This is a genomic window from Aeromonas sanarellii (assembly GCF_000820085.1).
GTDB classification, from domain to species: Bacteria; Pseudomonadota; Gammaproteobacteria; order Enterobacterales; family Aeromonadaceae; genus Aeromonas; species Aeromonas sanarellii.
This window is the reverse complement of record NZ_CDBN01000091.1, coordinates 18201-39015: the sequence shown is the minus strand read 5'-3', so window position 1 is coordinate 39015 and position 20815 is coordinate 18201. Positions and strand designations below refer to the sequence as shown.

Below are 20815 nucleotides of genomic sequence, written 5' to 3'. Positions count from 1 at the left end.
GATGGCGCTGCTCATCACCGACAAGTGCATCAACTGCGACATGTGCGATCCGGAGTGTCCGAACCAGGCCATCAGCCTGGGGACCAAGATCTACGAGATCGACCCGGATCGCTGCACCGAGTGCGTCGGCCACTATGAGAAGCCCACCTGCATCAGCGTCTGCCCCATCGACTGCATCATCTGGGATCCCGCCCACGTGGAGACCGAAGAGCAGTTACTGGACAAATTCGTCAGGATGCACAGGCAGTAACACCGGCATCAGCGTCTGCGCCTTTTGGACTGCATCCTCCGGGCTCCCGCCCACGTGGAAACCGAGGATCAGTTGCTGGATAAGTTCGTGCGGATGCACAGGCAGTAGCGACAGCAGCCCCACAAGGGCTCCCACTCACCATAGAAAAAGCCGGGCATGCCCGGCTTTTTCTATTGCGCTGCCCTCCCCTCAGGGCTTGACCAGTTTCTGCAGCGCCTCGAGTTCCCGTTGGGCCTCCAGCAGCTCGGCCTGGGACGCTTCCAGCTTTGCCTGCTTCTTGGCGATCTTGTCCGGCTTGCCCGCCACCCGCGCACTCTGCAGATCCGCCAGCCGCTCTTCCACCTCGGCCTTCTGCTTGACCACTTTCTGCTGCTGATCCTCAAGGAGCCCGGCATCGGTACAGTGGGTCTCGATGTTGCGCAGGGCCTGCTCCAACCCGGCAACCCGCTCTGCGTTGTCGTGCGCCCTGGCGAACGCGAGCTGCTCGGTCACCGCCTGATGTCTGGCCTTGCAGCCGACGTTTTCACTGCCATAGGCCTGCCCGGCCAACAGCAACAAGCCTATTCCGGCGATCTTCCACATAACGACCTCTTTGCTCTGTCATACTGGATGGCCGCCCATGAGACCTGACTCATCCCGCGAGGTCAAGACGCGGGAACCCGGGCTACGACAGAGTTTGCACTGCATCAAGCCAGTGTCATCCGGGTGGCGCTACAATGCCCCTTTAACCCAGGAGAGTCCCATGAAACCGCAGATCCTCATCGTCGCCAACGGCGCCCCCTATGGCAGCGAGTCCCTGTTCAATGCCCTTCGCCTCGGGATTGCCCTCCAGGAGCAGAAGAAGACAGACCTGAAACTCTTCCTGATGTCGGATGCGGTCGGCGCCGCCCTGGCAGGGCAGAGCCCGGCCGAGGGCTACAACCTGCGCCAGATGCTGGAGATCCTGCTGGCACAGGGCACCCAGATCCGGCTGTGCCAGAGCTGCACCGACGCCCGTGGCATCACCCCTCTGCCCCTCATCGAGGGCATCGAGATAGGCACCCTGCCCCTGCTGGCCCAGTGGACCCTGGCCGCCGACAAGGTGCTGACCTTCTAGCCATCAGGTACCGGCCCGGGCCAGCGTGGGTCGCGGGATCCGGGTGCTCAGGCCATAGAGCATCAGGATCATCAGGCAGAGCAGCGCCATCAGGGCGTAGAGGGTGGCGCCTCCCCAGTGGGCCAGTATCCAGCCCCCCAGCAGGGCCCCCATGGCGACCCCGAGCCCGGACATGGAGGCCGCCCCGAAGTAGCTGCCCTTCAGGTGGCTCGGCGCCATCTGATCGATCAGCACGTTGAGCAAGGGGAACAGGATGCACTCCCCGACGCTCAAGAGGACCACGGCCACTATCCAGTGCCACCAGATGGCGGTATCCCCCAGCGCAAACAGCAACTGGGCGCCGAGAAACAGCGCCACCCCGAGTTGCAGCCTGCGCCGGGTGGGCCAACCCGCGGTCAGGTGCAGCAGGGGGAACTGCAGTATCACTATGGTCAACGCATTGGCGGTGACCAGCCAGCCGATGAGCCGCTCCACCTCGGGTGTGCCCGAACGGGTCAGGTACTGGATGAGGGGGGATTCGAACTGGGCATAGACCAGCATCAGCAGCAGGTTCGCCAGGGTCAGCAGCAGGAAGCCCCTGTCCTGCCAGAGCACCCGCAACACGGTGCGCATGCCGGGACCGGCCGCCTGGCTTGCCTGACAACCGGCCAGCCGAAAGCCGGTGACGAAGATGGCGCCGAGCAGCAGGTAGCTGGCGCTGAGCAGCAGGAAGGTCTCCTGCCGCGCACTCAGACCATAGGTGACCCCGAGCAGGGGACCGATGGCCGCTCCCAGGTTCAGCAGAAAGTAGCGCAGGTGCAGCGCCAGTTCGCGGGCCTTGGGCTCGGCCAGGCTGTCGGCCATCAGCGCCTTGCCGGGGGAGTCGATGAGCCCGTAGGAGAGGCCGCTGCCGATCACCCCGACCGCCAGCCAGACCACCTGGTGGGAGAGGCCGAGCAGGGCCACGCTCGAGGCCGATATCAGGCAGCCAAACAGCAGGATGTTGCGCCTCCCCCACTTGTCCGACAACCAGCCACCGTAGAAGCTCACCAGGGTGGAGAGGGCCGCCGTCGCCCCCAGGATGGCCCCTATCAGGGTCGCCGACAGGCCGTAGTCACGGTAGAGCAGGATGGAGAGAAAGGGCCAGACCATGAAGAAGGTGGTACGCACCATGAAGGTGCCCAGGATGACGATCCAGACCAGGGGGGTAAACTGCCTGAGAGAGGCCCATGACATGTTGCACTTCCTTTTGACAACCGAGAGGCGGGTCGCCCCTTATAGCAAGTGGCGCCAAAAGGAACAAGGCATCTCACCGACGGGATCGCCGGATGCCAGACAACAAAAAGCCGACCCTGAGGTCGGCTTTTTCAGCAGGCGGCGGCTTATTCGGCAGCCGGCTCTTCCACGGCAACGGCGGCGGCGGCCGGAGCGGCAGCGGCTTCGGTCGGGGCGTTCGCTTCCTTGATGGAGAGACGCACGCGGCCCTGACGGTCCACTTCCAGTACCTTCACCTTCACCACGTCACCAATCTTCAGATAGTCGGCCACGTTCTGCACGCGCGCATCGGTGATCTGGGAGATGTGCACCAGACCGTCCTTGCCCGGCAGGATGTTGACGAAGGCACCGAAGTCGGCCAGACGGACAACCTTGCCTTCGTAGATGCGGTTCACTTCGATCTCGGCAGTGATGGCCTCGATACGGCGGATCGCTTCCTTGGCGGCTTCACCGTCGACGGCGGCGATGCGGACGGTACCGTCGTCATCCAGCTCGATGTTGGTGCCGGTCTCTTCGGTCAGCGCGCGGATCACGGAGCCACCCTTGCCGATGACGTCCTTGATCTTCTCCGGGTTGATCTTGATGGTGTGGATGCGCGGGGCGAAATCGGAGATCTCGGCACGCGGAGCCTGGATGGCTTCGTCCATCACTTTCAGGATGTGCAGGCGAGCACCACGAGCTTGCTTCAGGGCAATCTCCATGATCTCCTTGGTGATGCCTTCGATCTTGATGTCCATCTGCAGGGCGGTCACACCTTCGGTGGTACCGGCAACCTTGAAGTCCATGTCGCCCAGGTGATCTTCGTCACCCAGGATGTCGGACAGCACGACGAAACCTTCTTCTTCCTTCACCAGACCCATGGCGATACCGGCAACGGAGGCCTTGATCGGCACACCTGCGTCCATCAGCGCCAGGGAGGAACCACAGACGGAGGCCATGGAGGAGGAGCCGTTGGATTCGGTGATTTCAGAGACCACGCGTACCACGTACGGGAACTCGTCGGCGCTCGGCATCACGGCAGCAACGCCACGCTTGGCCAGACGACCGTGACCGATTTCACGGCGCTTCGGGCTACCCATCATGCCGGTCTCACCGACGCAGTATGGCGGGAAGTTGTAGTGCAGCATGAAGCGATCGGCGCGGTTGCCGGTCAGCTCGTCGATATTCTGGGCGTCACGCTCGGTGCCCAGGGTGGCAACGACCATGGCCTGGGTTTCACCACGGGTGAACAGGGCGGAGCCGTGGGCACGCGGCAGTACGCCGGTGGCGACGGACAGGGCGCGGATCATCTCCGGATCGCGACCATCGATGCGCGGCTCGCCACGTACGACACGACCACGGACGATGCGGCTTTCCAGGCTGTGGAACTCTTCGCCGATCTTCTTGGCATCTTCTTCCACGCCAGAGGCGATGACCTGCTCGACCACGCGGCCCTTGATGGCGGCGATGGTTTCATAACGCACGGCCTTCTCGGTGATGCGATAGGCTTCACCCAGTTCAGCTGTTGCCAGCTCGGCCACCTTGGCCTTCAGCGCTTCGTTGACGGCAGGCGGTGTCCAGTCCCACGGCTTGGTGCCGACGTCGACAGCGAATTCGTTGATGGCGTTGATCACGGCCTGCATCTGCTCGTGACCGTAGACCACGGCGCCCAGCATCACCTCTTCGGAGAGGATGGCCGCTTCGGATTCCACCATCAGCACGGCGTTGGCGGTACCGGCAACCACCAGGTCCAGATCGCTCTGGGGCAGTTCGGTGGTGGTCGGGTTCAGCACGTACTGACCGTTCATGTAACCCACGCGGGCTGCACCGATCGGGCCGCCGAACGGGATGCCGGAGATGGCCAGCGCCGCGGAGGCACCGATCATGGCAACGATGTCGGGGGAAACGGCCGGGTTCACGGACATGACGGTGGCAACCACCTGAACCTCATTGAGGAAGCCTTCCGGGAACAGCGGACGGATGGGACGGTCGATCAGACGGGAGATGAGGGTTTCACCCTCGCTCGGACGGCCTTCACGACGGAAGAAACCACCCGGGATACGACCAGCAGCATAGGTACGCTCCTGATAGTTGACGGTCAGCGGGAAGAAATCACGGCCGTGATCGGCCTCTTTCTTGCCTACGACGGTCACGAAGACACAGGTATCGTCCATGCTGACCATGACGGCCGCAGTGGCTTGACGGGCCATCACACCGGTTTCCAGTGTGACGGTGTGTTGACCGTACTGGAATGACTTTACAATAGGATTCACGTGAATTTCCTTTTAACAATTTGGCGCTTTAAATTCGCGTGCAAGTATACTTGATTCGCATCAAAAGGTAAGCGCGGACGTTAATTCTGTGAGGCAGGCAACGGCCTGCATCCCGTTTGAAACGGGCCATAAAAAAGGGGAACCTCACGGTTCCCCTTTTTCGCGAAATCTGATGGTCGATTAACGACGCAGACCCAGCTTGGCGATCAGAGCGGCATAACGCTCGGAATCTTTACGCTTCAGGTAGTCCAGCAGCTTGCGACGCTGGGAAACCATGCGCAGCAGACCACGACGACCGTGGTGATCCTTGGCGTGCTCCTTGAAGTGACCTTGCAGATGGTTGATCTGGGCAGTCAGCAGGGCAACCTGCACTTCGGGGGAACCGGTGTCGTTGGCGCCACGAGCGTTGTCGGCAACGATTTGCGCTTTGATCTCAGCATTTAGAGACATGATGTTACTCCAGTAGAGTGTTTAAAGGTCCACAGCCAATCTCTAATTCAGCCGTGAAATGAGGGCGGTATCATAATCGTCCCCGTCACTTTTCGCAACGGGAAAGAGGCACAACGGCCAACACGCCTCGATACCGCCTGAGGATCACTCCTCGTCGTGTTCGTCGTGATAGCGCACCAGACGCTTGGGCGCCACGCGCCCCTCGTCGTCGATCTCGCCCACCCCGATGAACTCGCGTTCCGGGCCGACCGTCATGCGGACCTGGCCGCTCTGCGGCGCACCCGCCACCTGAACGGCCTGACCCTGATTCACGTAGGCGGCCACCGCCACCTGCATGTTCACCTCTGGCAGGGAGGCCACGGCGGTATCCATCGGCAGCAGCAGGGGATCCAGCTGCTCCCGCGGCGGGATGCTCTCCGCCTTGGCCTGCTCGAAGATGCACTCGAGCTGCTCCAGGGTCAGCATCCGCTCGTATGGGTAGCTGGCCACCTGGGTACGGCGCAGCTGGGTGACGTGAGCGCCACAGCCCAGCACCTCGCCGAGATCGTCCACCAGGGAGCGGATGTAGGTGCCCTTGCTGCAGTGCACCTCGAGGCGCACCTCATCCCCCTCGAAGCTCAGCAGTTTGAGCTCGAAGATGGTGATGGGACGGGCTTCCCGCTCGATCTCGATGCCCTCGCGGGCGTACTCGTAGAGCGGACGGCCGTTGTGCTTGAGGGCGGAGTACATGGACGGCACCTGCATGATGGGGCCGCGGAACTGGTCCAGCGCCTCGATCAGGGTGCCCACCGCCACGTTCACCGGCCGGGTGGAGACCACCTCCCCGTCGGAGTCGCTGGTGTTGGTACGCTCGCCGAGCTTGGCGGTCACCTCGTAGCGCTTGTCCGCTTCCAGCAGGTACTGGGAGAACTTGGTGGCTTCCCCCAGGCAGATCGGCAACATGCCGGTCGCCAGGGGATCCAGGGCGCCGGTGTGGCCGGCCTTGGCGGCGTTGTAGATCCGCTTGACCTTCTGCAACACATCGTTGGAGGTCAGGCCGGTGGGTTTGTCCAACAGCAGGATGCCGTGCACGTCACGGCCCTTGAAACGACGTCTTCGAGACATCTCAGGCTTTGTCCTCAGTAGTGTCATCCGGTGCGGCATCGCTCTCGTCACGACCGGCTTCGGTCATGCGGCGCTTGTCTTCCCGCACAGTGTTGGTCACCAGGTTGGAGAGGCGCATCCCCTCGACCAGGGTCTGGTCATAGTAGAAACGCAGCTCCGGCACCACCCGCAGGCGCATGGCGCTGCCAAGCAGGCTGCGGATGTAGCCGGCGGCTTCGGTCAGGCCCTTGAGCCCTTCCGCGATTCGCTCGGCATCGTTCTCCAGCTGCAAGAAGGTGACGTAAATCTTGGCATAGTTCAGATCCTTGGACACTTCCACATCGGAAACCGTCACCATGCCGATGCGCGGGTCTTTCACCTCGCGCTGCAGGATCAGCGCGATTTCACGCTGGATCTGCTGCCCGACCCGACGGGTCCGGCTGAATTCTCTGGCCATATTCTATCCTGCGATAAAAGGGGGCCGCGGCCCCCTATTTTGTATAACGCTCGGCTTACAGAGTCCGCTGGATTTCAACGGTCTCGTAAACTTCGATCTGGTCGCCTTCGCGCACGTCGTTGTAGTTCTTGACCGCGATGCCGCACTCGTAGCCGTTCTTGACTTCGTTGACGTCATCCTTGAAGCGACGCAGGGATTCCAGCTCGCCTTCGTAGATAACCACGTTGTCGCGCAGAACGCGAATGCGGTTGGAACGCTTGACCACACCTTCGGTGACCATACAGCCGGCCACGGCGCCAAACTTCGGCGACTTGAAGACGCTGCGCACTTCCGCCAGACCGATGATCTCCTGACGATATTCCGGTGCCAGCATGCCGCTCATGGCCTGCTTCACTTCGTCCAGCAGGTCATAGATGACGGAGTAGTAGCGCAGATCCAGGCTCTCGGCCTCGATGACCTTGCGGGCAGAAGCGTCGGCACGGACGTTGAAGCCCACCAGGATAGCGCTGGACGCGGCAGCCAGGGTGGCGTCGGTCTCGGTGATGCCACCCACGCCGGAACCGACGATCTTCACCTTCACCTCTTCGGTGGAGAGCTTGACCAGGGCGTCGCAGATCGCTTCCACGGAACCCTGTACGTCGGCCTTGATCACCACGTTCACTTCGGACACTTCGCCCTCGGTCATGTTGGCGAACATGTTCTCCAGCTTGGCCTTCTGCTGGCGAGCCAGCTTGACTTCGCGGAACTTGCCCTGACGATAGAGTGCCACTTCGCGGGCCTTCTTCTCGTCACGCACGACGGTGGCTTCGTCACCGGCAGAGGGCACACCGGACAGGCCGAGGATCTCGACCGGCAGGGACGGACCCGCTTCCTTGATCTCGCGACCCAGTTCGTCACGCATGGCGCGCACACGGCCGTATTCCAGACCGCACAGCACGATGTCGCCCTGACGCAGAGTACCTTCCTGCACCAGCACGGTGGCAACCGGGCCACGGCCCTTGTCAAGGAAGGACTCGATCACGACGCCGCTGGCCATGCCGTCGACCACGGCCTTCAGCTCCAGCACTTCGGCCTGGATCAGGATGGCCTCCAGCAGGTCGTCGATGCCCTGACCGGATTTGGCGGAGACGTGCACGAACTGGCAGTCGCCACCCCAGTCTTCCGACATGACGTTGTAACGGGCCAGCTCGGTCTTGACGCGATCGGGATCCGCTTCCGGCTTGTCGATCTTGTTGACCGCAACGACCAGGGGCACTTCTGCGGCCTTGGCGTGCTGGATCGCTTCGATGGTCTGCGGCATGACGCCGTCATCGGCAGCCACCACCAGTACCACGATGTCGGTGGCCTTGGCACCACGGGCACGCATGGAGGTGAACGCCGCGTGACCCGGGGTATCCAGGAAGGTGATCATGCCACTGTCGGTTTCGACGTGGTAGGCACCAATGTGCTGGGTGATGCCGCCGGCTTCGCCCGCGGCAACCTTGGCCTTGCGGATGTAGTCCAGCAGGGAGGTCTTGCCGTGGTCGACGTGACCCATGATGGTCACGACAGGGGCGCGCGGCTTGGCTTCGGAGGTCTCGTCACGATCGCTAAGTACCGCCTCTTCCAGCTCGTTCTCGCGGCGCAGCACCACCTTGTGACCCATCTCCTCGGCGACCAGCTGGGCGGTCTCCTGGTCGATCACCTGGTTGATGGTGGCCATGGCGCCCATCTTCATCATCACCTTGATGACTTCGACACCCTTGACGGCCATCTTGTTGGCGAGTTCCGCCACTGTGATGGTCTCGCCGATGACGACGTCGCGGTTGACCACGGCCGCCGGCTTGTTGAAGCCGTGCTTCATGGCGTTCGGCATGGCCATCTTGCCACGCTTGCCCTTGCGAGCACGCGGATCGCGGGAGTTGCGGTCGTTGCGGTCATCTTCGCGACGGCCGACCTTCTTCGGCGCCTTGGCAGCGGCAGCCGTGCGACGGCTGGTCTCTTCCTTGCGATCCAGCTCATCTTCCGCCGCTTGCGCGTGCTTGTTGGTGGTCAGATGGTAATCGCTGCTCTCTTTGGCACGAGCCGCCTCTTCCTCGGCCCAGCGGGCCGCATTCTGTTCCGCCATGAGACGAGCCTCTTCGGCTTTCTTCGCGGCGAGTTCTTCAGCTTTTTGCAAAGCTGTCTGTTCCTGTTGGCGCTTCAGTTCTTCTGCTTCGCGCTTGGCCATCTTTTCTGCCTCTTGCTGAGCTGTGCTACTGGCTGCTTTGGCGGGCTGTTGAGCCTGTCGAGCCTTTTGTTGTGCCTCGATCCGCGCCTTTTCCTCAGCTTCACGACGAGCCTGCTCAGCCTCACGGCGAGCCTTCTCTTCAGCGTCGAGGCGGGCCTTCTCTTCGGCCTCGCGACGAGCTTTTTCTTCTGCTTCCAAACGCGCTTTTTCCTCGGCTTCCGCCTGACGCTGTTCATCTTCCAGCGCCGAGCGTCTTACATAGGTGCGAGACTTGCGCACTTCTACCTGCACTTCCTTGTTCTTGCCGCCAGTACCTTGAACACTCAGGGTGCTCTTGGTCTTGCGCTGCAAGGTCATGCGGGCAGGGGCGGCAACCTCGTCACCTCCATGCTGTTTCTTCAGATGGGCCAGCAGAGTCTGCTTCTCGGACTCGCTGACCAGGTCGTCGGCCTTGCTCTTGCTGATACCGGCATCGACAAACTGCTGGAGAAGACGATCAACCGGTGTGTCGATGTCAGTGGCAAGTTGTTTGACTGATACTTCTGCCATTCATTTTCCTCCGTTTGATCTTAACTAGACTGCTCTTCTCCGAACCAACAGATATTGCGAGCAGCCATAATCAGCTCACCTGCCTTCTCGGCGGTCAGCCCTTCGATGTCGGCAAGGTCATCAATGCCTTGCTCTGCCAAATCTTCCAGGGTGCCGATGCCGCGCGCGGCCAGGGCGTACGCCATGTCACGGCCGAGGCCGTTCAGATTGAGCAGTTCTTCGGAAGGTTCAACACCTTCAAAGGATTCTTCTTTGGCCAGGGCCTTGGTGGTCAGGGCATCCTTGGCGCGCTTGCGCAGCTCTTCGACCATGTCTTCGTCCAGACCGTCGATGGCCAGCAGCTCATTGACCGGCACGAAGGCGATCTCCTCCAGAGTGGAGAAGCCCTCTTCCATCAGCAGGCCGGCGAAATCGTCGTCGATGTCCAGGGTGCTGGTGAACAGGGTCATGATGCGGTCGTTCTCGGCCTGGTGCTTGGCACGCATGTCCTCGACGGTCATCACGTTCAGCTCCCAACCGGTCAGCTGGGAGGCCAGACGCACGTTCTGACCGTTGCGACCGATGGCCTGGGCCAAGTTGGCGGCTTCCACGGCGATGTCCATGGTGTGGTTGTCTTCATCGACGATGATGGAGGCCACATCGGCCGGCGCCATGGCGTTGATCACGTACTGGGCCGGGTTGTCATCGTACAGCACGATGTCGGCGCGCTCGCCGCTCAGCTCGGCGGAAACCGCCTGAACGCGGGCACCGCGCATGCCGATACAGGCACCGATCGGGTCGATGCGACGATCGTTGGTCTTCACCGCGATCTTGGCGCGGGAACCCGGGTCACGGGCGGCACCCATGATTTCGATCATCTCTTCGCCGATCTCCGGCACTTCGATGCGGAACAGCTCTTTCAGGAAGTCCGGGCTGGAGCGGCTGACGAACAGCTGGGAACCACGGGCTTCCGGACGCACGGCGTACAGCAGGCCGCGGATGCGGTCGCCCGGGCGGAAGGTCTCGCGCGGCAGCATGTCGTCGCGGAAGATCACGGCCTCGGCATTGCTGCCCAAGTCCAGGATCACGTTGTCGCGGTTGCTCTTCTTGACCACGCCGCTGATGATGGTGCCTTCCTTGTCCTTGAACTGGTCGACGACCTGGGAGCGCTCGGCCTCGCGCACTTTCTGCACGATGACCTGCTTGGCGGTCTGGGTGGTGATACGGTCGAAGGTCACGGAGTCGATCTGATCTTCCACGTAGTCGCCAATCTGGATATCCGGCTGCTCGATCTGAGCCGCTTCCAGGGTGATCTCGGCGTAGGGGTTTTCCATCGCAGCCTGATCCGCGATGACGACCCAGCGGCGATAGGTATCGTAGTCGCCGGTCTTGCGATCGATCTCGACCCGCACTTCAATCTCGCCTTCGTATTTTTTCTTGGTCGCAGTCGCCAGCGCAGTCTCCAGAGCCTGGAAGATCTTCTCGCGGGGGACAGCCTTCTCGTTGGACACTGCGTCAACGACCAGCAAAATCTCTTTATTCATATCCGATAGCCTCGTTAACCAAAGTTCGGCACTATGTTCGCTTTTTGGATATTGGTGAAAGCCAACACCTCGTCCTTACCATCTACCGTCAGGGTGATCATGTCCCCCTGCACGGCTTTGATTACGCCTTTGAACTTGCGGCGGTTGTTTGTTGCCATCCGAAGCGAAACCGCCGCCTCCTGGCCAACGTATTTTTCGAACTGGGCGACCTTGAACAGCGGACGATCCAGACCCGGGGAGGAGACTTCAAGGTAGTACTCCTCGGTGATGGGGTCTTCGACGTCCATGATGGCGCCGACCTGGCGGCTCACCTCGGCGCAGTCTTCCACCGTCACACCTTGCTCCGCGTCGATGAAAACGCGCAGGGTCGAGTGTTTGCCCGCACGGACAAATTCGATACCCCACAGTTCAAAACCCAAGGCAACGACAGGAGCCTCGAGCAGATCGGTCAAACGTTGTTCCAACGTAGCCAAAGTCACCCTCCGAAAAACAAAAAAAGGGCATATAGCCCAGATAGAAATAGAGTCAGAATAAATCGCACATAACAAAAAGCCCCGATGTCAAATCGGGGCTTGGCGCTTTACCCTGATTGTCGCCTCGCAGCGACCGCCTTCCTGAGCGTAGGAAATGCGTGAAATTTGGTTGCGGGGGCCGGATTTGAACCGACGACCTTCGGGTTATGAGCCCGACGAGCTACCATGCTGCTCCACCCCGCGTCCGAAATCGTGCGAGATTATAGCCACTTCACTCTCATCACACAAGACTGACTGGCTATAACACCCCGGTCACCCGGGTTCACTGCTTAATTGGTGCCGTGGGCGGGACTCGAACCCGCACACCCTAGAGCACTACCCCCTCAAGATAGCGTGTCTACCAATTCCACCACCACGGCAAAACTCTTACTCGGGAACGTCAGTGTCTTTCTTCACTGGCGCTTTGCTCTGCTCAACCTGTTGGGTCTGTTGCAGATTTTCCCATTCACTACCCTGTTTTACCTTGTTGCTCGACATGGATCCGAGCACCAGGCTAATCAAGAAGAACAGAGTAGCCAAAATCGCTGTTGTGCGGGTCAGGAAGCTACCTGAACCACCGGAGCCGAATACGGTATTCGATGCCCCTGCGCCGAAGGAGGCGCCCATATCAGCCCCTTTACCTTGCTGAATCATCACCAGACCAATCAGAGCCAGCGATACCAGCAGATAAACGACCAAAAGAATCTCGTACATTTAACTTGCACCCTTTGCCGCTTCAACGATTCCTAAAAACGCCTTGTCATCGAGACTTGCTCCACCAATCAGACCGCCATCTATGTCGGGCTGGGCAAACAAATCCTGTGCATTGGCCGGCGTCACGCTCCCACCATAGATGATTCTGACTTTCTCACCTATTACCGGAGTATCCTCCGCCAAGCGACCGCGTATAAAGGAATGAACCTCTTGTGCCTGCTCGGGTGTGGCGCATTTACCTGTACCTACAGCCCAAATCGGCTCGTAGGCGATGATAGCATTATCGAAAGCCATCGCGCCATTTTTCTCTATGACGATGTCCAGCTCTTCGGCAATCACCTCGAAGGTTCTTCTTGCCTGCCTCGCGGCCCCTGACTCACCCAGACAGAGTATGGGTATCAGGCCAGCCGCTCTGACTGCCGCGAACTTCTCCGCGACGATGAAGCTGGTCTCACCAAAGAGACGCCTGCGCTCGGAGTGGCCAACCAGTACGTATTGGCACCCTGCCTCGACCAGCATCTCACACGAGACTTCCCCCGTGTAAGCGCCCTGTCTGTGCTGGCTCACGTTCTGAGCCCCCAACTTCATCACCCTCTGCCCATTGAGCAGAGCGGCCGTGAAGTCGAGATGCACATGGGATGGACACAAGACCACGTCTACTCGTTCATCAATGCACTCTAGGCACTGACCAGTAAACTGCTCTAACTGCGACCTACTACCGTGTAACTTCCAGTTGGCTGCTACAAACGGCTTGCGATGTCCCATCGGCAACTCCCTTGCGAAAGCGGGGCTGATAATATCCAGAGGATGCTCAGCTGACAAGTGCTATTTTCAAATTTTCGAATCGTTTGAACAAGATACAACCAAGGCGACTAAAAAGCCGCCTTGGTTGTTCATTAAAACGCCGACTCGACCCGTTGTGCGATGCGTGCGGCCATGTCACGCACCTGTTGCTCGTGTTCCCCTTCCACCATGACCCGGATCAGCGGCTCTGTCCCGGATTTGCGCAGCAGCACGCGACCACGTCCGGCCAGCTCCTGCTCCACCGCGGCTACTTCCTGCTGAACGGCGTCCGATGCCAGCGGATCCTTGCCTTCGGCGAAGCGCACATTCACCAGCACCTGGGGGAATTTGCTCATGCCGGAGCGCAGCTTGGCCAGCGGCATCTCGGCGGTGCGCATCGCAGTCAACACCTGCAGGGCGGCGACGATGCCATCCCCCGTGGTGGTCTGATCCAGGCAGATGATGTGACCCGAGTTCTCACCGCCGATGCGCCAGCCCTTCTCGTTCATCATCTCCAGCACGTAGCGGTCACCCACCTTGGCGCGGGCAAACGGAATGCCGAGGGTCTGCAGCGCCAGCTCCAGCCCCATGTTGGCCATCAGGGTACCCACCACGCCGCCCTTGAGACGACCGTTGCGCAGCGCATCCCGGGCGATGATATAGAGGATCTCGTCCCCGTCGATGATGTAGCCAGTACCATCCACCATCACCAGACGATCGCCGTCACCGTCGAAGGCGACACCGAGATCGGCCTTGCACTCCAGCACCTTGGCGGCCAGCGCCTCCGGTGCGGTGGAACCTACGCCATCGTTGATGTTGAGGCCATCAGGGCTGCAACCGATGGCGATCACTTCGGCTCCCAGCTCGCGGAAGACGGAAGGGGCGATGTGATAAGTTGCACCGTGGCCGCAGTCCACCACCATCTTCAGCCCTTCCAGGCTCAGGTTGGAGGGGAAGGTACTCTTGCAGAACTCGATGTAGCGGCCGGCCGCATCGTCGATGCGCTGCGCCTTGCCGAGTTCGGCGGACTCCACGCACTTGAGCTCGTGATCCAGTTCGGCCTCGATGGCCAGCTCGACGTCGTCAGGCAGCTTGGTGCCGTCGGCGGAGAAGAACTTGATGCCGTTGTCGTAATAGGGGTTGTGGGATGCGCTGATGACGATGCCGGCCTCGGCACGGAAGGTGCGGGTCAGGTAGGCGACGGCCGGAGTGGGCATGGGCCCCATCAGAATGGCTTTGAGACCGGCGGCGGAGAGGCCTGCCTCCAGCGCCGACTCCAGCATGTAGCCGGAGATGCGGGTGTCCTTGCCGATCAGCACCTTGCGGGTGCCCTTCTTGGAGAGCACCTTGCCGGCAGCCCAGCCGAGCTTCATCACGAAATCCGGGGTGATTGGGTATTCGCCCACCTTGCCGCGCACACCGTCGGTGCCGAAATACTTTCTGGTCATTGTCTGTTTCTCGTTTTTCTATTTGGATACGAAATCTTGTCCCGTCATGGTCATCCAGCCGACACGCAGCGCATCCATGGTGGCGCGCACGTCGTGCACCCGGATGATCCTGGCCCCTTGTTGCAACCCGATCAGGGCACAGGCCAGACTGCCGGCCAGCCGTTCATCGACAGGGCAGCCGAGCAGGTTGCCTATCATAGACTTTCGCGACATGCCCACCAAGAGCGGCAAACCGTAATCAAGCAACTTGTGCTGCTCGGCCAGCAGCCGATAGTTGTGGGCCAGGGTCTTGCCAAAGCCGTAACCCGGGTCCAGCAACAACCGCTCGCGCGGGATCCCGGCCGCCAGGCAGGCTGCGATCCGCTCGTCAAAGAAGGCCCTCACCTCTCCCACCAGATCGTCGTAATGGGGCTCTGCCTGCATGGTTCTGGGCTGCCCCTTCATATGCATCAGGCACACCGGCACACCCGCCTCTGCCGCGGCGTCGAGCGCTCCCGGTTCCTGCAAGGCGCGCACATCGTTGATCAGGTGGGCGCCGGCGGCACAGCCCGCCACCATCACGGCCGCCTTGGAGGTATCGAGGGAGACCATCACATCGAGCTCCTTCACCATCCGCTCGACGACGGGGATGACCCTGTCCAGCTCTTCCTGCTCGCTCACGTCGGGGGCACCGGGGCGGGTCGATTCGCCACCGATATCGATAAGGGTCGCCCCATCGGCCACCATCTCGCTGGCATGGCCCAGCGCCAGATCGATCCGCTTGAAGCGACCGCCATCGGAGAAGGAGTCCGGCGTCACATTGAGAATGCCCATCACATGGGGGCGATCCAGAGAGAGGCTGCGCCCCTTGCTGTCTAGTTGCATCTTTTCATCCACCTGCATCAGAACATCTGACTATCCGCACAAAGAAAAACCCCGGGCGAGCCCGGGGTTTGGATCATGACAATTTATTTGGCCGGGACATCGTTCGCCTTGTCGACGTCGCTCAGTGGCGCCTTACTGTCATCGGCCGGAGCCTTGACTTCGGACCCGTTGCCCACAGTGGCGCCACCTTGCGGGGTGTCACCGTGTTCATCGTGCCAGTTGCTGGGGGCGCGGACCTCGCGGCGAGCCATCAGATCGTCGATCTGCTTGGCATCGATGGTCTCGTACTTCATCAGCGCATCTTTCATGGTGTGCAGCACATCCATGTTGTCCAGCAGTATCTGCTTGGCACGATCGTAGTTGCGATCGATGACCTGCTTGACCTCGGCATCGATGATGCGAGCGGTGTCGTCGGACATGTGCTTGGCCTTGGCCATGCTGCGACCGAGGAAGACTTCACCGTCCTCTTCCGCGTAGAGCATGGGACCGAGGCGCTCGGACATGCCCCACTGGGTGACCATCTTGCGGGCAATCTCGGTGGCGCGTTCGATGTCGTTGGAGGCACCGGTCGATACCTTCTCGGCACCGTAGATCAGCTCTTCCGCCAGACGACCGCCGTACAGACTGGAGATCATGGACTCCAGGTGCTGCTTGGAGTGGCTCCAGCGATCCTGCTCCGGCAGGTACATGGTCACACCCAGGGCACGGCCGCGCGGAATGATGGACACCTTGTAGACGGGATCGTGATCCGGTACCACACGACCGATGATGGCGTGACCCGCCTCGTGATAGGCCGTCATCTCCTTCTCGGATTCCTTCATCACCATGGAGCGGCGTTCCGCCCCCATCATGATCTTGTCCTTCGCCTTCTCGAACTCCAGCATGGAAACCACGCGGCGGCTCTCGCGTGCAGAGAACAGGGCAGCCTCGTTGACCAGGTTGGCCAAATCCGCACCGGAGAAACCGGGAGTACCGCGGGCGATCAGAGCCGGGTTGACGTCATCCGCCAGCGGCACCTTGCGCATGTGTACCTTCAGGATCTGCTCGCGACCGCGCACATCCGGCAGTCCGACCACCACCTGACGGTCGAAGCGGCCAGGACGCAGCAGAGCGGGGTCCAGTACGTCGGGACGGTTGGTGGCGGCGATGACGATGATGCCCTCGTTGCCTTCAAAGCCATCCATTTCGACCAGCATCTGGTTCAGGGTCTGCTCGCGCTCGTCGTGACCACCGCCCAGACCGGCGCCACGCTGGCGACCGACCGCGTCGATCTCGTCGATGAAGATGATGCAGGGGGAGGACTTCTTGGCCTGCTCGAACATGTCGCGGACACGGGAGGCGCCCACACCCACGAACATCTCGACGAAGTCGGAACCCGAGATGGTGAAGAAGGGCACCTTGGCCTCGCCTGCAATGGCCTTGGCCAGCAGGGTCTTACCGGTACCGGGCGGACCTACCAGCAGCACGCCGGTCGGGATCTTGCCGCCCAGTTTCTGGAATTTGCTCGGGTCGCGCAGATAGTCGACCAGCTCCTTGACCTCTTCCTTGGCCTCGTCACAGCCGGCGACGTCGGCGAAGGTGGTCTTGATCTGATCTTCACTCATCAGGCGAGCCTTGCTCTTGCCAAACGACATGGCACCCTTGCCACCGCCGCCCTGCATCTGACGCATGAAGAAGACCCAGACACCGATCAGCAGCAGCATCGGGAACCAGGAGATGAAGATGGAGGTGATCAGAGACGGCTCTTCCGGCTTCTCACCCATCACCTTGACGTTGTGGTTGAGCATGTCGTTGAGCAGCTGGGGATCCGGCGCAGGGATGATGGTAGTGAAACGTTCACCGGTGCGCTTGACGCCATTGATGACCTTGCCATCCATCCGCACTTCACGGATCTGCTCTTGGGTCACTTCTTTCACGAAGCTGGAATAGTCCAGCTGGCGACTGGTGGTATCGCTGGGGCTGAAGCTATTGAACACCGACATCAGCACGACGGCGATGACCAGCCACAGGATTAGGTTTTTCGCCATGTCACTCAAATCAATGACCTCGCAGACTGACAGTTAACGATGAGGGTTAGGGTACTACAGTTTAAAACCGGTAGCCACAATGTAGACTTCTCGTGAACGGGCACGGGACGAGTCGGGTTTACGAATCTTGACGACAGAGAAAAGTCTACGTATTTCATTGAGATAGGTATCAAACCCCTCCCCCTGGAACACCTTGACCACGAAGCTGCCGTTACTGCTCAGGACCTGATTGCACATGTCCAGCGCCAGCTCGACTAGATACATGGCACGGGCCTGATCCACCTGCTGGGTACCGCTCATGTTGGGTGCCATGTCAGACATGACCACATCCACCTTGTCCGGGCCGACGCGTTCAAGCAGGGCGCCGAGGACAGTTTCCTCCCGAAAGTCCCCTTGCAGGAAATCGACACCGGCAATGGAATCCATCGGCAAGATGTCGCAGGCGATCACCCGCCCCTTGTCGCCCACCTGGTCGATGGCAAATTGGGACCAGCCACCGGGGGCCGCCCCCAGGTCCACCACCGTCATGCCAGGCTTGAGCAATCTGTCCTTGCCCTGGATCTCGTCGATCTTGAAAACGGCACGGGAACGCAACCCCAGCTTCTGGGCTTTTTTGACGTATTGGTCGTCGAAATGTTCTTTTAACCAGCGGGTTGAACTGGGGGAACGTTTTTTCTGGGTCATGATTGTCGACTTTAAAAAACCACAAGGGTTATTAGTATTAAGGGCTAAGTGGGGGTAGAATACGCCCCTTTCAACCCTGACTTATGAAGAAATTGCCATGATTCTCAACAATAAACAGAAACAGTACCTCAAGGGCCTTGCCCACAGCCTGAAGCCGGTCGTCCTGCTGGGACAGCACGGTCTGACCGAAGGGGTGCTGGCCGAGATCGATCTGGCGCTGAACCACCACGAGCTGATCAAGGTCAAGGTGTCGTCTGAAGATCGTGAGATGAAGCAGCTGGTAATGGATGCCATCGTCCGTGAGACCGGCGCTATCAAGGTACAGAGCATGGGCCATGTACTGACCATCTATCGTCAGGCCAAAGAACCCAAAATCCAGTTGCCGCGCAAGTAACAGGAAAGAGCATTCGCTCTTTCCTTCATTTCCCTTCTTCCCAAGTCGCTTGCCAAAATAGCCGTCAGGCCCTTAACCTGCGATGAATAGTCGCGGACATCCACTATGGACAAGCATCAGCTTCTCACCGATGAAGAACTGGCCATGCTGCGGGACCTGGGCAAGAGCGAGGACCAGGCTGCCGGCCAGTTCCTGCGAGGCAATCTGCCCCTTCCCCTGCAGAGCCTGCTGCAACGCGCCACCCCTCTGACACTCGAGGCCCGCATCGCCGGCCACCAGCTGCGTTTTCCGCTGCACTGCACCCAGGCCGCGGAAGGCCACGCCGAACTGCGCATCGCCGCCCCCACCATCACCGAGCTTGGCTCGCCTCATCTGCGCGCCTGGCGCCTCGAAGAGCACGCTGTGCTGCGCAGCGGGGATACCGAGTATGAGGTGCACAGCCTCTCCCTCGGCGGCCTCATAGTGGCGGGCCTGCCCGCATCCATGGTCAGGGGCGATCCCCTGAACGGCACCCTCTGCATCGAGGGGCTCTCCCCCCTGGCGATGACGGGCAGCCTGATCAGGCATGTGGATACCAACCAGAGCCAGCATGACTGGGCCGTGCAATTTCGACTGGACAAGGACGATCAGGAACAGCTGCGGGACTGGCTCTTCCAGCGTCATCAGGACGCCTTCGTCCAGGCCTATCAGGGGGAGTAAATGCAACAGGGGAGCCCGGCTCCCCTGTCTCTTCCGCCCCTCAGACTCAGAGGTAGGCGACTTCCAGGATCTCGTACTCCACGTCACCACCAGGGGTCTTGACGATGGCGACATCGTCCACTTCCTTGCCGATCAGGGCGCGGGCAATGGGCGAGTTCACGGAGATCATGTTCTGTTTGATGTCCGCCTCGTCGTCACCCACGATGCGGTACACCACTTCCTCTTCCGTCTCGCTCTTGAGCAGGGTCACGGTGGCGCCGAAGATGACGCGGCCATTGTTGGCAATCTTGGTGACATCGATCACCTGAGCGTTGGAGAGCTTGCCTTCGATTTCCTGAATGCGGCCTTCACAAAACCCCTGCTGCTCGCGGGCGGCATGGTATTCGGCATTTTCTTTCAGATCGCCGTGTTCACGGGCATCAGCAATCGCTTCGATAATCTGGGGACGCAGCTCGGTCTTGAGATAGTCGAGCTCCTGGCGCAGCTTTTCGGCGCCGCGAACAGTCATCGGAGTATGATTCATAGTCGAAACCTGGGTTGCTTTATAAAGAGAAGCTGCGGCAATCAAAAGAGAGCCGCAGCTGTCGGTTCGGATGGGGCATCTTAATATGAAGCCGCCACAAAATCCATGTCAGCCCCTGCAAGGGGGATCGCGCTTTCCGGCGAAAGCTACTTGGGATCCGCAACCCCGATGGGCGCCGAGACCGTCGGCTTGCCCTGCATGATGGCGATCTCCACCCGCCGGTTCATGCGCCGGTTTTCCGGGCTGTTGTTGGGCACCAGCGGCTGGGAGTCCGCCATACCCTGCACCACCAGCCGGTTGCCGTCAAAGCCGGGCACCTTGATCATCTGATGAGCCACCGCCACCGCTCGCTGGGATGAGAGCTCCCAGTTGGACTGGAACAGCTCGTCTTCGGTGGCGACATCGTCGGAGTGGCCGGAGACGGTGATCTCACCCGGCACATCCTTGAGCAGGGTCGCCACCTTGCGGATCACAGGCCAGAACTGGGGCTGCAGGAAGGCAGACCCTGCCGGGAAGGCCGCCTTCTCGCGAATCCGGATGATGACCTGCTGACCCAGCGCCTCTATCTCGATGGCCCCGTCCTGGATCTGGGCCTGCATCTGCTCCGCCAGCGCCTTGGCCAGGGTATTGGACTGCTCCTGCGCCTTCTGGGCCTGCTGGGCGGTGTCACCCCCACTCTGCTGTCCCTCGGTCTTGTCATGCCCCCCGGCCTTGTCAGCATCTCCGGGCTGGAAGTCCAGCTCGGTCTGGGTCATGTCGATGGTCTGCTGCATGATGGTGTCGATGGGGGTCGGTTCGGGACGGCCAGGGCGAAACTCCTGGGCGATGACCGAGGTCCCCTTGGGAATGTCTTTGACCTCCAGGATGTTCTGCACCCCGAACGCCTTCTCCATGGAGCCGGCGATCTGCTTGAACTTCTGCACGTCCATCTCGGCAAACGAGAGCAACAGCACGAAGAAGCACATCAGCAGGGACATGAGGTCGGCGAAGGTCCCCATGTAGCCGGGCAGACCGGGAGGCGGGCACTTGCACTTTGCCATGCGC

At 60.6% G+C, this 20815-nt stretch carries 21 protein-coding genes and 2 tRNA genes; 4 read left to right on the top strand and 19 right to left on the bottom strand.

The features are described from left to right. The first annotated feature begins 1 nt into the window (after position 1). On the top strand, positions 2-250 hold the full coding sequence (locus tag BN1132_RS16495; protein ID WP_042078883.1) for a YfhL family 4Fe-4S dicluster ferredoxin: 249 nt from the start codon (positions 2-4) through the stop codon (positions 248-250). Between the two features lie 189 nt (positions 251-439). On the opposite strand, the gene BN1132_RS16490 is transcribed toward BN1132_RS16495, so the two are convergent. Continuing rightward, positions 440-832 carry a DUF1090 domain-containing protein gene (locus tag BN1132_RS16490; protein WP_042078882.1) on the bottom strand — a complete coding sequence of 131 codons (393 nt, stop codon included), beginning with the start codon at positions 830-832 and terminating at the stop codon, positions 440-442. Positions 833-992: 160 nt separating this feature from the next. Between BN1132_RS16490 and BN1132_RS16485 the strand changes: the two genes are divergently transcribed. Further along, positions 993-1346: a DsrE/DsrF/TusD sulfur relay family protein gene (locus BN1132_RS16485; RefSeq protein WP_042078881.1), complete on the top strand. Its 354-nt coding sequence runs from the start codon at positions 993-995 to the stop codon at positions 1344-1346. Between the two features lie 3 nt (positions 1347-1349). Here BN1132_RS16485 and BN1132_RS16480 read toward each other — a convergent pair whose 3' ends face one another. The 16 genes from BN1132_RS16480 to rlmE form a co-directional block, all read right to left on the bottom strand. Further along, entirely contained in the window at positions 1350-2561 is a 1212-nt protein-coding gene (locus BN1132_RS16480) for an MDR family MFS transporter (protein WP_042078879.1), read from the bottom strand. Between the two features lie 146 nt (positions 2562-2707). After that, positions 2708-4852 (bottom strand): polyribonucleotide nucleotidyltransferase, encoded by a 2145-nt coding sequence (pnp, locus tag BN1132_RS16475; RefSeq protein ID WP_042078877.1) that lies wholly within the window; start codon positions 4850-4852, stop codon positions 2708-2710. 180 nt (positions 4853-5032) lie between these two features. After that, positions 5033-5302 (bottom strand): 30S ribosomal protein S15, encoded by a 270-nt coding sequence (gene rpsO / locus BN1132_RS16470; RefSeq protein ID WP_042078876.1) that lies wholly within the window; start codon positions 5300-5302, stop codon positions 5033-5035. 144 nt (positions 5303-5446) lie between these two features. Further along, entirely contained in the window at positions 5447-6406 is a 960-nt protein-coding gene (gene truB / locus BN1132_RS16465; RefSeq protein ID WP_042078875.1) for a tRNA pseudouridine(55) synthase TruB, read from the bottom strand. Between the two features lies 1 nt (position 6407). Further along, the gene (gene rbfA, locus BN1132_RS16460) at positions 6408-6842 is read right to left on the bottom strand and encodes a 30S ribosome-binding factor RbfA (RefSeq protein WP_042078874.1); all 435 of its coding nucleotides are present in this window, start codon (positions 6840-6842) and stop codon (positions 6408-6410) included. Between the two features lie 55 nt (positions 6843-6897). Further along, on the bottom strand, positions 6898-9600 hold the full coding sequence (gene infB, locus BN1132_RS16455; RefSeq protein WP_042078873.1) for a translation initiation factor IF-2: 2703 nt from the start codon (positions 9598-9600) through the stop codon (positions 6898-6900). Between the two features lie 20 nt (positions 9601-9620). Further along, on the bottom strand, positions 9621-11123 hold the full coding sequence (nusA, locus tag BN1132_RS16450; protein ID WP_042078872.1) for a transcription termination factor NusA: 1503 nt from the start codon (positions 11121-11123) through the stop codon (positions 9621-9623). Between the two features lie 14 nt (positions 11124-11137). Then, positions 11138-11596, bottom strand: coding sequence for a ribosome maturation factor RimP (rimP, locus tag BN1132_RS16445; protein WP_042078871.1), 459 nt, complete (start codon positions 11594-11596; stop codon positions 11138-11140). Positions 11597-11762: 166 nt separating this feature from the next. After that, positions 11763-11839: transfer RNA gene (locus BN1132_RS16440), tRNA-Met, on the bottom strand. A gap of 91 nt (positions 11840-11930) precedes the next feature. Continuing rightward, a tRNA-Leu gene (locus tag BN1132_RS16435) sits at positions 11931-12015 on the bottom strand. A gap of 7 nt (positions 12016-12022) precedes the next feature. Then, the gene (secG, locus tag BN1132_RS16430) at positions 12023-12349 is read right to left on the bottom strand and encodes a preprotein translocase subunit SecG (RefSeq protein ID WP_010633113.1); all 327 of its coding nucleotides are present in this window, start codon (positions 12347-12349) and stop codon (positions 12023-12025) included. Further along, entirely contained in the window at positions 12350-13114 is a 765-nt protein-coding gene (tpiA, locus tag BN1132_RS16425; protein ID WP_042078870.1) for a triose-phosphate isomerase, read from the bottom strand. Positions 13115-13245: 131 nt separating this feature from the next. Then, positions 13246-14580, bottom strand: coding sequence for a phosphoglucosamine mutase (gene glmM / locus BN1132_RS16420; protein ID WP_042078869.1), 1335 nt, complete (start codon positions 14578-14580; stop codon positions 13246-13248). An 18-nt stretch (positions 14581-14598) separates the two neighbouring features. Continuing rightward, positions 14599-15444, bottom strand: a complete 846-nt coding sequence (gene folP / locus BN1132_RS16415; protein ID WP_042078995.1) for a dihydropteroate synthase — start codon at positions 15442-15444, stop codon at positions 14599-14601. Between the two features lie 83 nt (positions 15445-15527). Beyond that, a complete protein-coding gene (gene ftsH / locus BN1132_RS16410) occupies positions 15528-17480 on the bottom strand; it encodes an ATP-dependent zinc metalloprotease FtsH (protein ID WP_042078868.1) in 1953 nt (650 codons plus the stop codon). Between the two features lie 45 nt (positions 17481-17525). Continuing rightward, a complete protein-coding gene (gene rlmE, locus BN1132_RS16405) occupies positions 17526-18155 on the bottom strand; it encodes a 23S rRNA (uridine(2552)-2'-O)-methyltransferase RlmE (protein WP_042078867.1) in 630 nt (209 codons plus the stop codon). Positions 18156-18252: 97 nt separating this feature from the next. Here rlmE and yhbY point away from each other — a divergent pair, with 97 nt between their 5' ends. Together yhbY and BN1132_RS16395 are read left to right on the top strand one after the other, a co-directional pair. Next, entirely contained in the window at positions 18253-18549 is a 297-nt protein-coding gene (yhbY, locus tag BN1132_RS16400; protein ID WP_042078865.1) for a ribosome assembly RNA-binding protein YhbY, read from the top strand. A 105-nt stretch (positions 18550-18654) separates the two neighbouring features. Continuing rightward, complete coding sequence (locus BN1132_RS16395) at positions 18655-19248, top strand: hypothetical protein (protein ID WP_042078864.1); 594 nt, start codon at positions 18655-18657, stop codon at positions 19246-19248. Positions 19249-19294: 46 nt separating this feature from the next. Here BN1132_RS16395 and greA read toward each other — a convergent pair whose 3' ends face one another. Continuing rightward, positions 19295-19771 carry a transcription elongation factor GreA gene (greA, locus tag BN1132_RS16390; RefSeq protein ID WP_042078863.1) on the bottom strand — a complete coding sequence of 159 codons (477 nt, stop codon included), beginning with the start codon at positions 19769-19771 and terminating at the stop codon, positions 19295-19297. Positions 19772-19917: 146 nt separating this feature from the next. Beyond that, the gene (locus tag BN1132_RS16385) at positions 19918-20811 is read right to left on the bottom strand and encodes a flagellar motor protein MotB (protein ID WP_042078862.1); all 894 of its coding nucleotides are present in this window, start codon (positions 20809-20811) and stop codon (positions 19918-19920) included. Positions 20812-20815: the final 4 nt, after the last annotated feature.

What these genes read in the sequence shown, in the direction of transcription:
- greA (WP_042078863.1), bottom strand. Translation starts at nt 19,771, where the DNA reads ATGAATCATACTCCGATGACTGTTCGCGGCGCCGAAAAGCTGCGCCAG.
- BN1132_RS16485 (WP_042078881.1), top strand. Translation starts at nt 993, where the DNA reads ATGAAACCGCAGATCCTCATCGTCGCCAACGGCGCCCCCTATGGCAGC.
- glmM (WP_042078869.1), bottom strand. Translation starts at nt 14,580, where the DNA reads ATGACCAGAAAGTATTTCGGCACCGACGGTGTGCGCGGCAAGGTGGGC.
- BN1132_RS16490 (WP_042078882.1), bottom strand. Translation starts at nt 832, where the DNA reads ATGTGGAAGATCGCCGGAATAGGCTTGTTGCTGTTGGCCGGGCAGGCC.
- rpsO (WP_042078876.1), bottom strand. Translation starts at nt 5,302, where the DNA reads ATGTCTCTAAATGCTGAGATCAAAGCGCAAATCGTTGCCGACAACGCT.
- secG (WP_010633113.1), bottom strand. Translation starts at nt 12,349, where the DNA reads ATGTACGAGATTCTTTTGGTCGTTTATCTGCTGGTATCGCTGGCTCTG.
- nusA (WP_042078872.1), bottom strand. Translation starts at nt 11,123, where the DNA reads ATGAATAAAGAGATTTTGCTGGTCGTTGACGCAGTGTCCAACGAGAAG.
- BN1132_RS16495 (WP_042078883.1), top strand. Translation starts at nt 2, where the DNA reads ATGGCGCTGCTCATCACCGACAAGTGCATCAACTGCGACATGTGCGAT.
- folP (WP_042078995.1), bottom strand. Translation starts at nt 15,444, where the DNA reads ATGCAACTAGACAGCAAGGGGCGCAGCCTCTCTCTGGATCGCCCCCAT.
- infB (WP_042078873.1), bottom strand. Translation starts at nt 9,600, where the DNA reads ATGGCAGAAGTATCAGTCAAACAACTTGCCACTGACATCGACACACCG.
- yhbY (WP_042078865.1), top strand. Translation starts at nt 18,253, where the DNA reads ATGATTCTCAACAATAAACAGAAACAGTACCTCAAGGGCCTTGCCCAC.
- rlmE (WP_042078867.1), bottom strand. Translation starts at nt 18,155, where the DNA reads ATGACCCAGAAAAAACGTTCCCCCAGTTCAACCCGCTGGTTAAAAGAA.
- truB (WP_042078875.1), bottom strand. Translation starts at nt 6,406, where the DNA reads ATGTCTCGAAGACGTCGTTTCAAGGGCCGTGACGTGCACGGCATCCTG.
- rbfA (WP_042078874.1), bottom strand. Translation starts at nt 6,842, where the DNA reads ATGGCCAGAGAATTCAGCCGGACCCGTCGGGTCGGGCAGCAGATCCAG.
- tpiA (WP_042078870.1), bottom strand. Translation starts at nt 13,114, where the DNA reads ATGGGACATCGCAAGCCGTTTGTAGCAGCCAACTGGAAGTTACACGGT.
- BN1132_RS16395 (WP_042078864.1), top strand. Translation starts at nt 18,655, where the DNA reads ATGGACAAGCATCAGCTTCTCACCGATGAAGAACTGGCCATGCTGCGG.
- BN1132_RS16385 (WP_042078862.1), bottom strand. Translation starts at nt 20,811, where the DNA reads ATGGCAAAGTGCAAGTGCCCGCCTCCCGGTCTGCCCGGCTACATGGGG.
- BN1132_RS16480 (WP_042078879.1), bottom strand. Translation starts at nt 2,561, where the DNA reads ATGTCATGGGCCTCTCTCAGGCAGTTTACCCCCCTGGTCTGGATCGTC.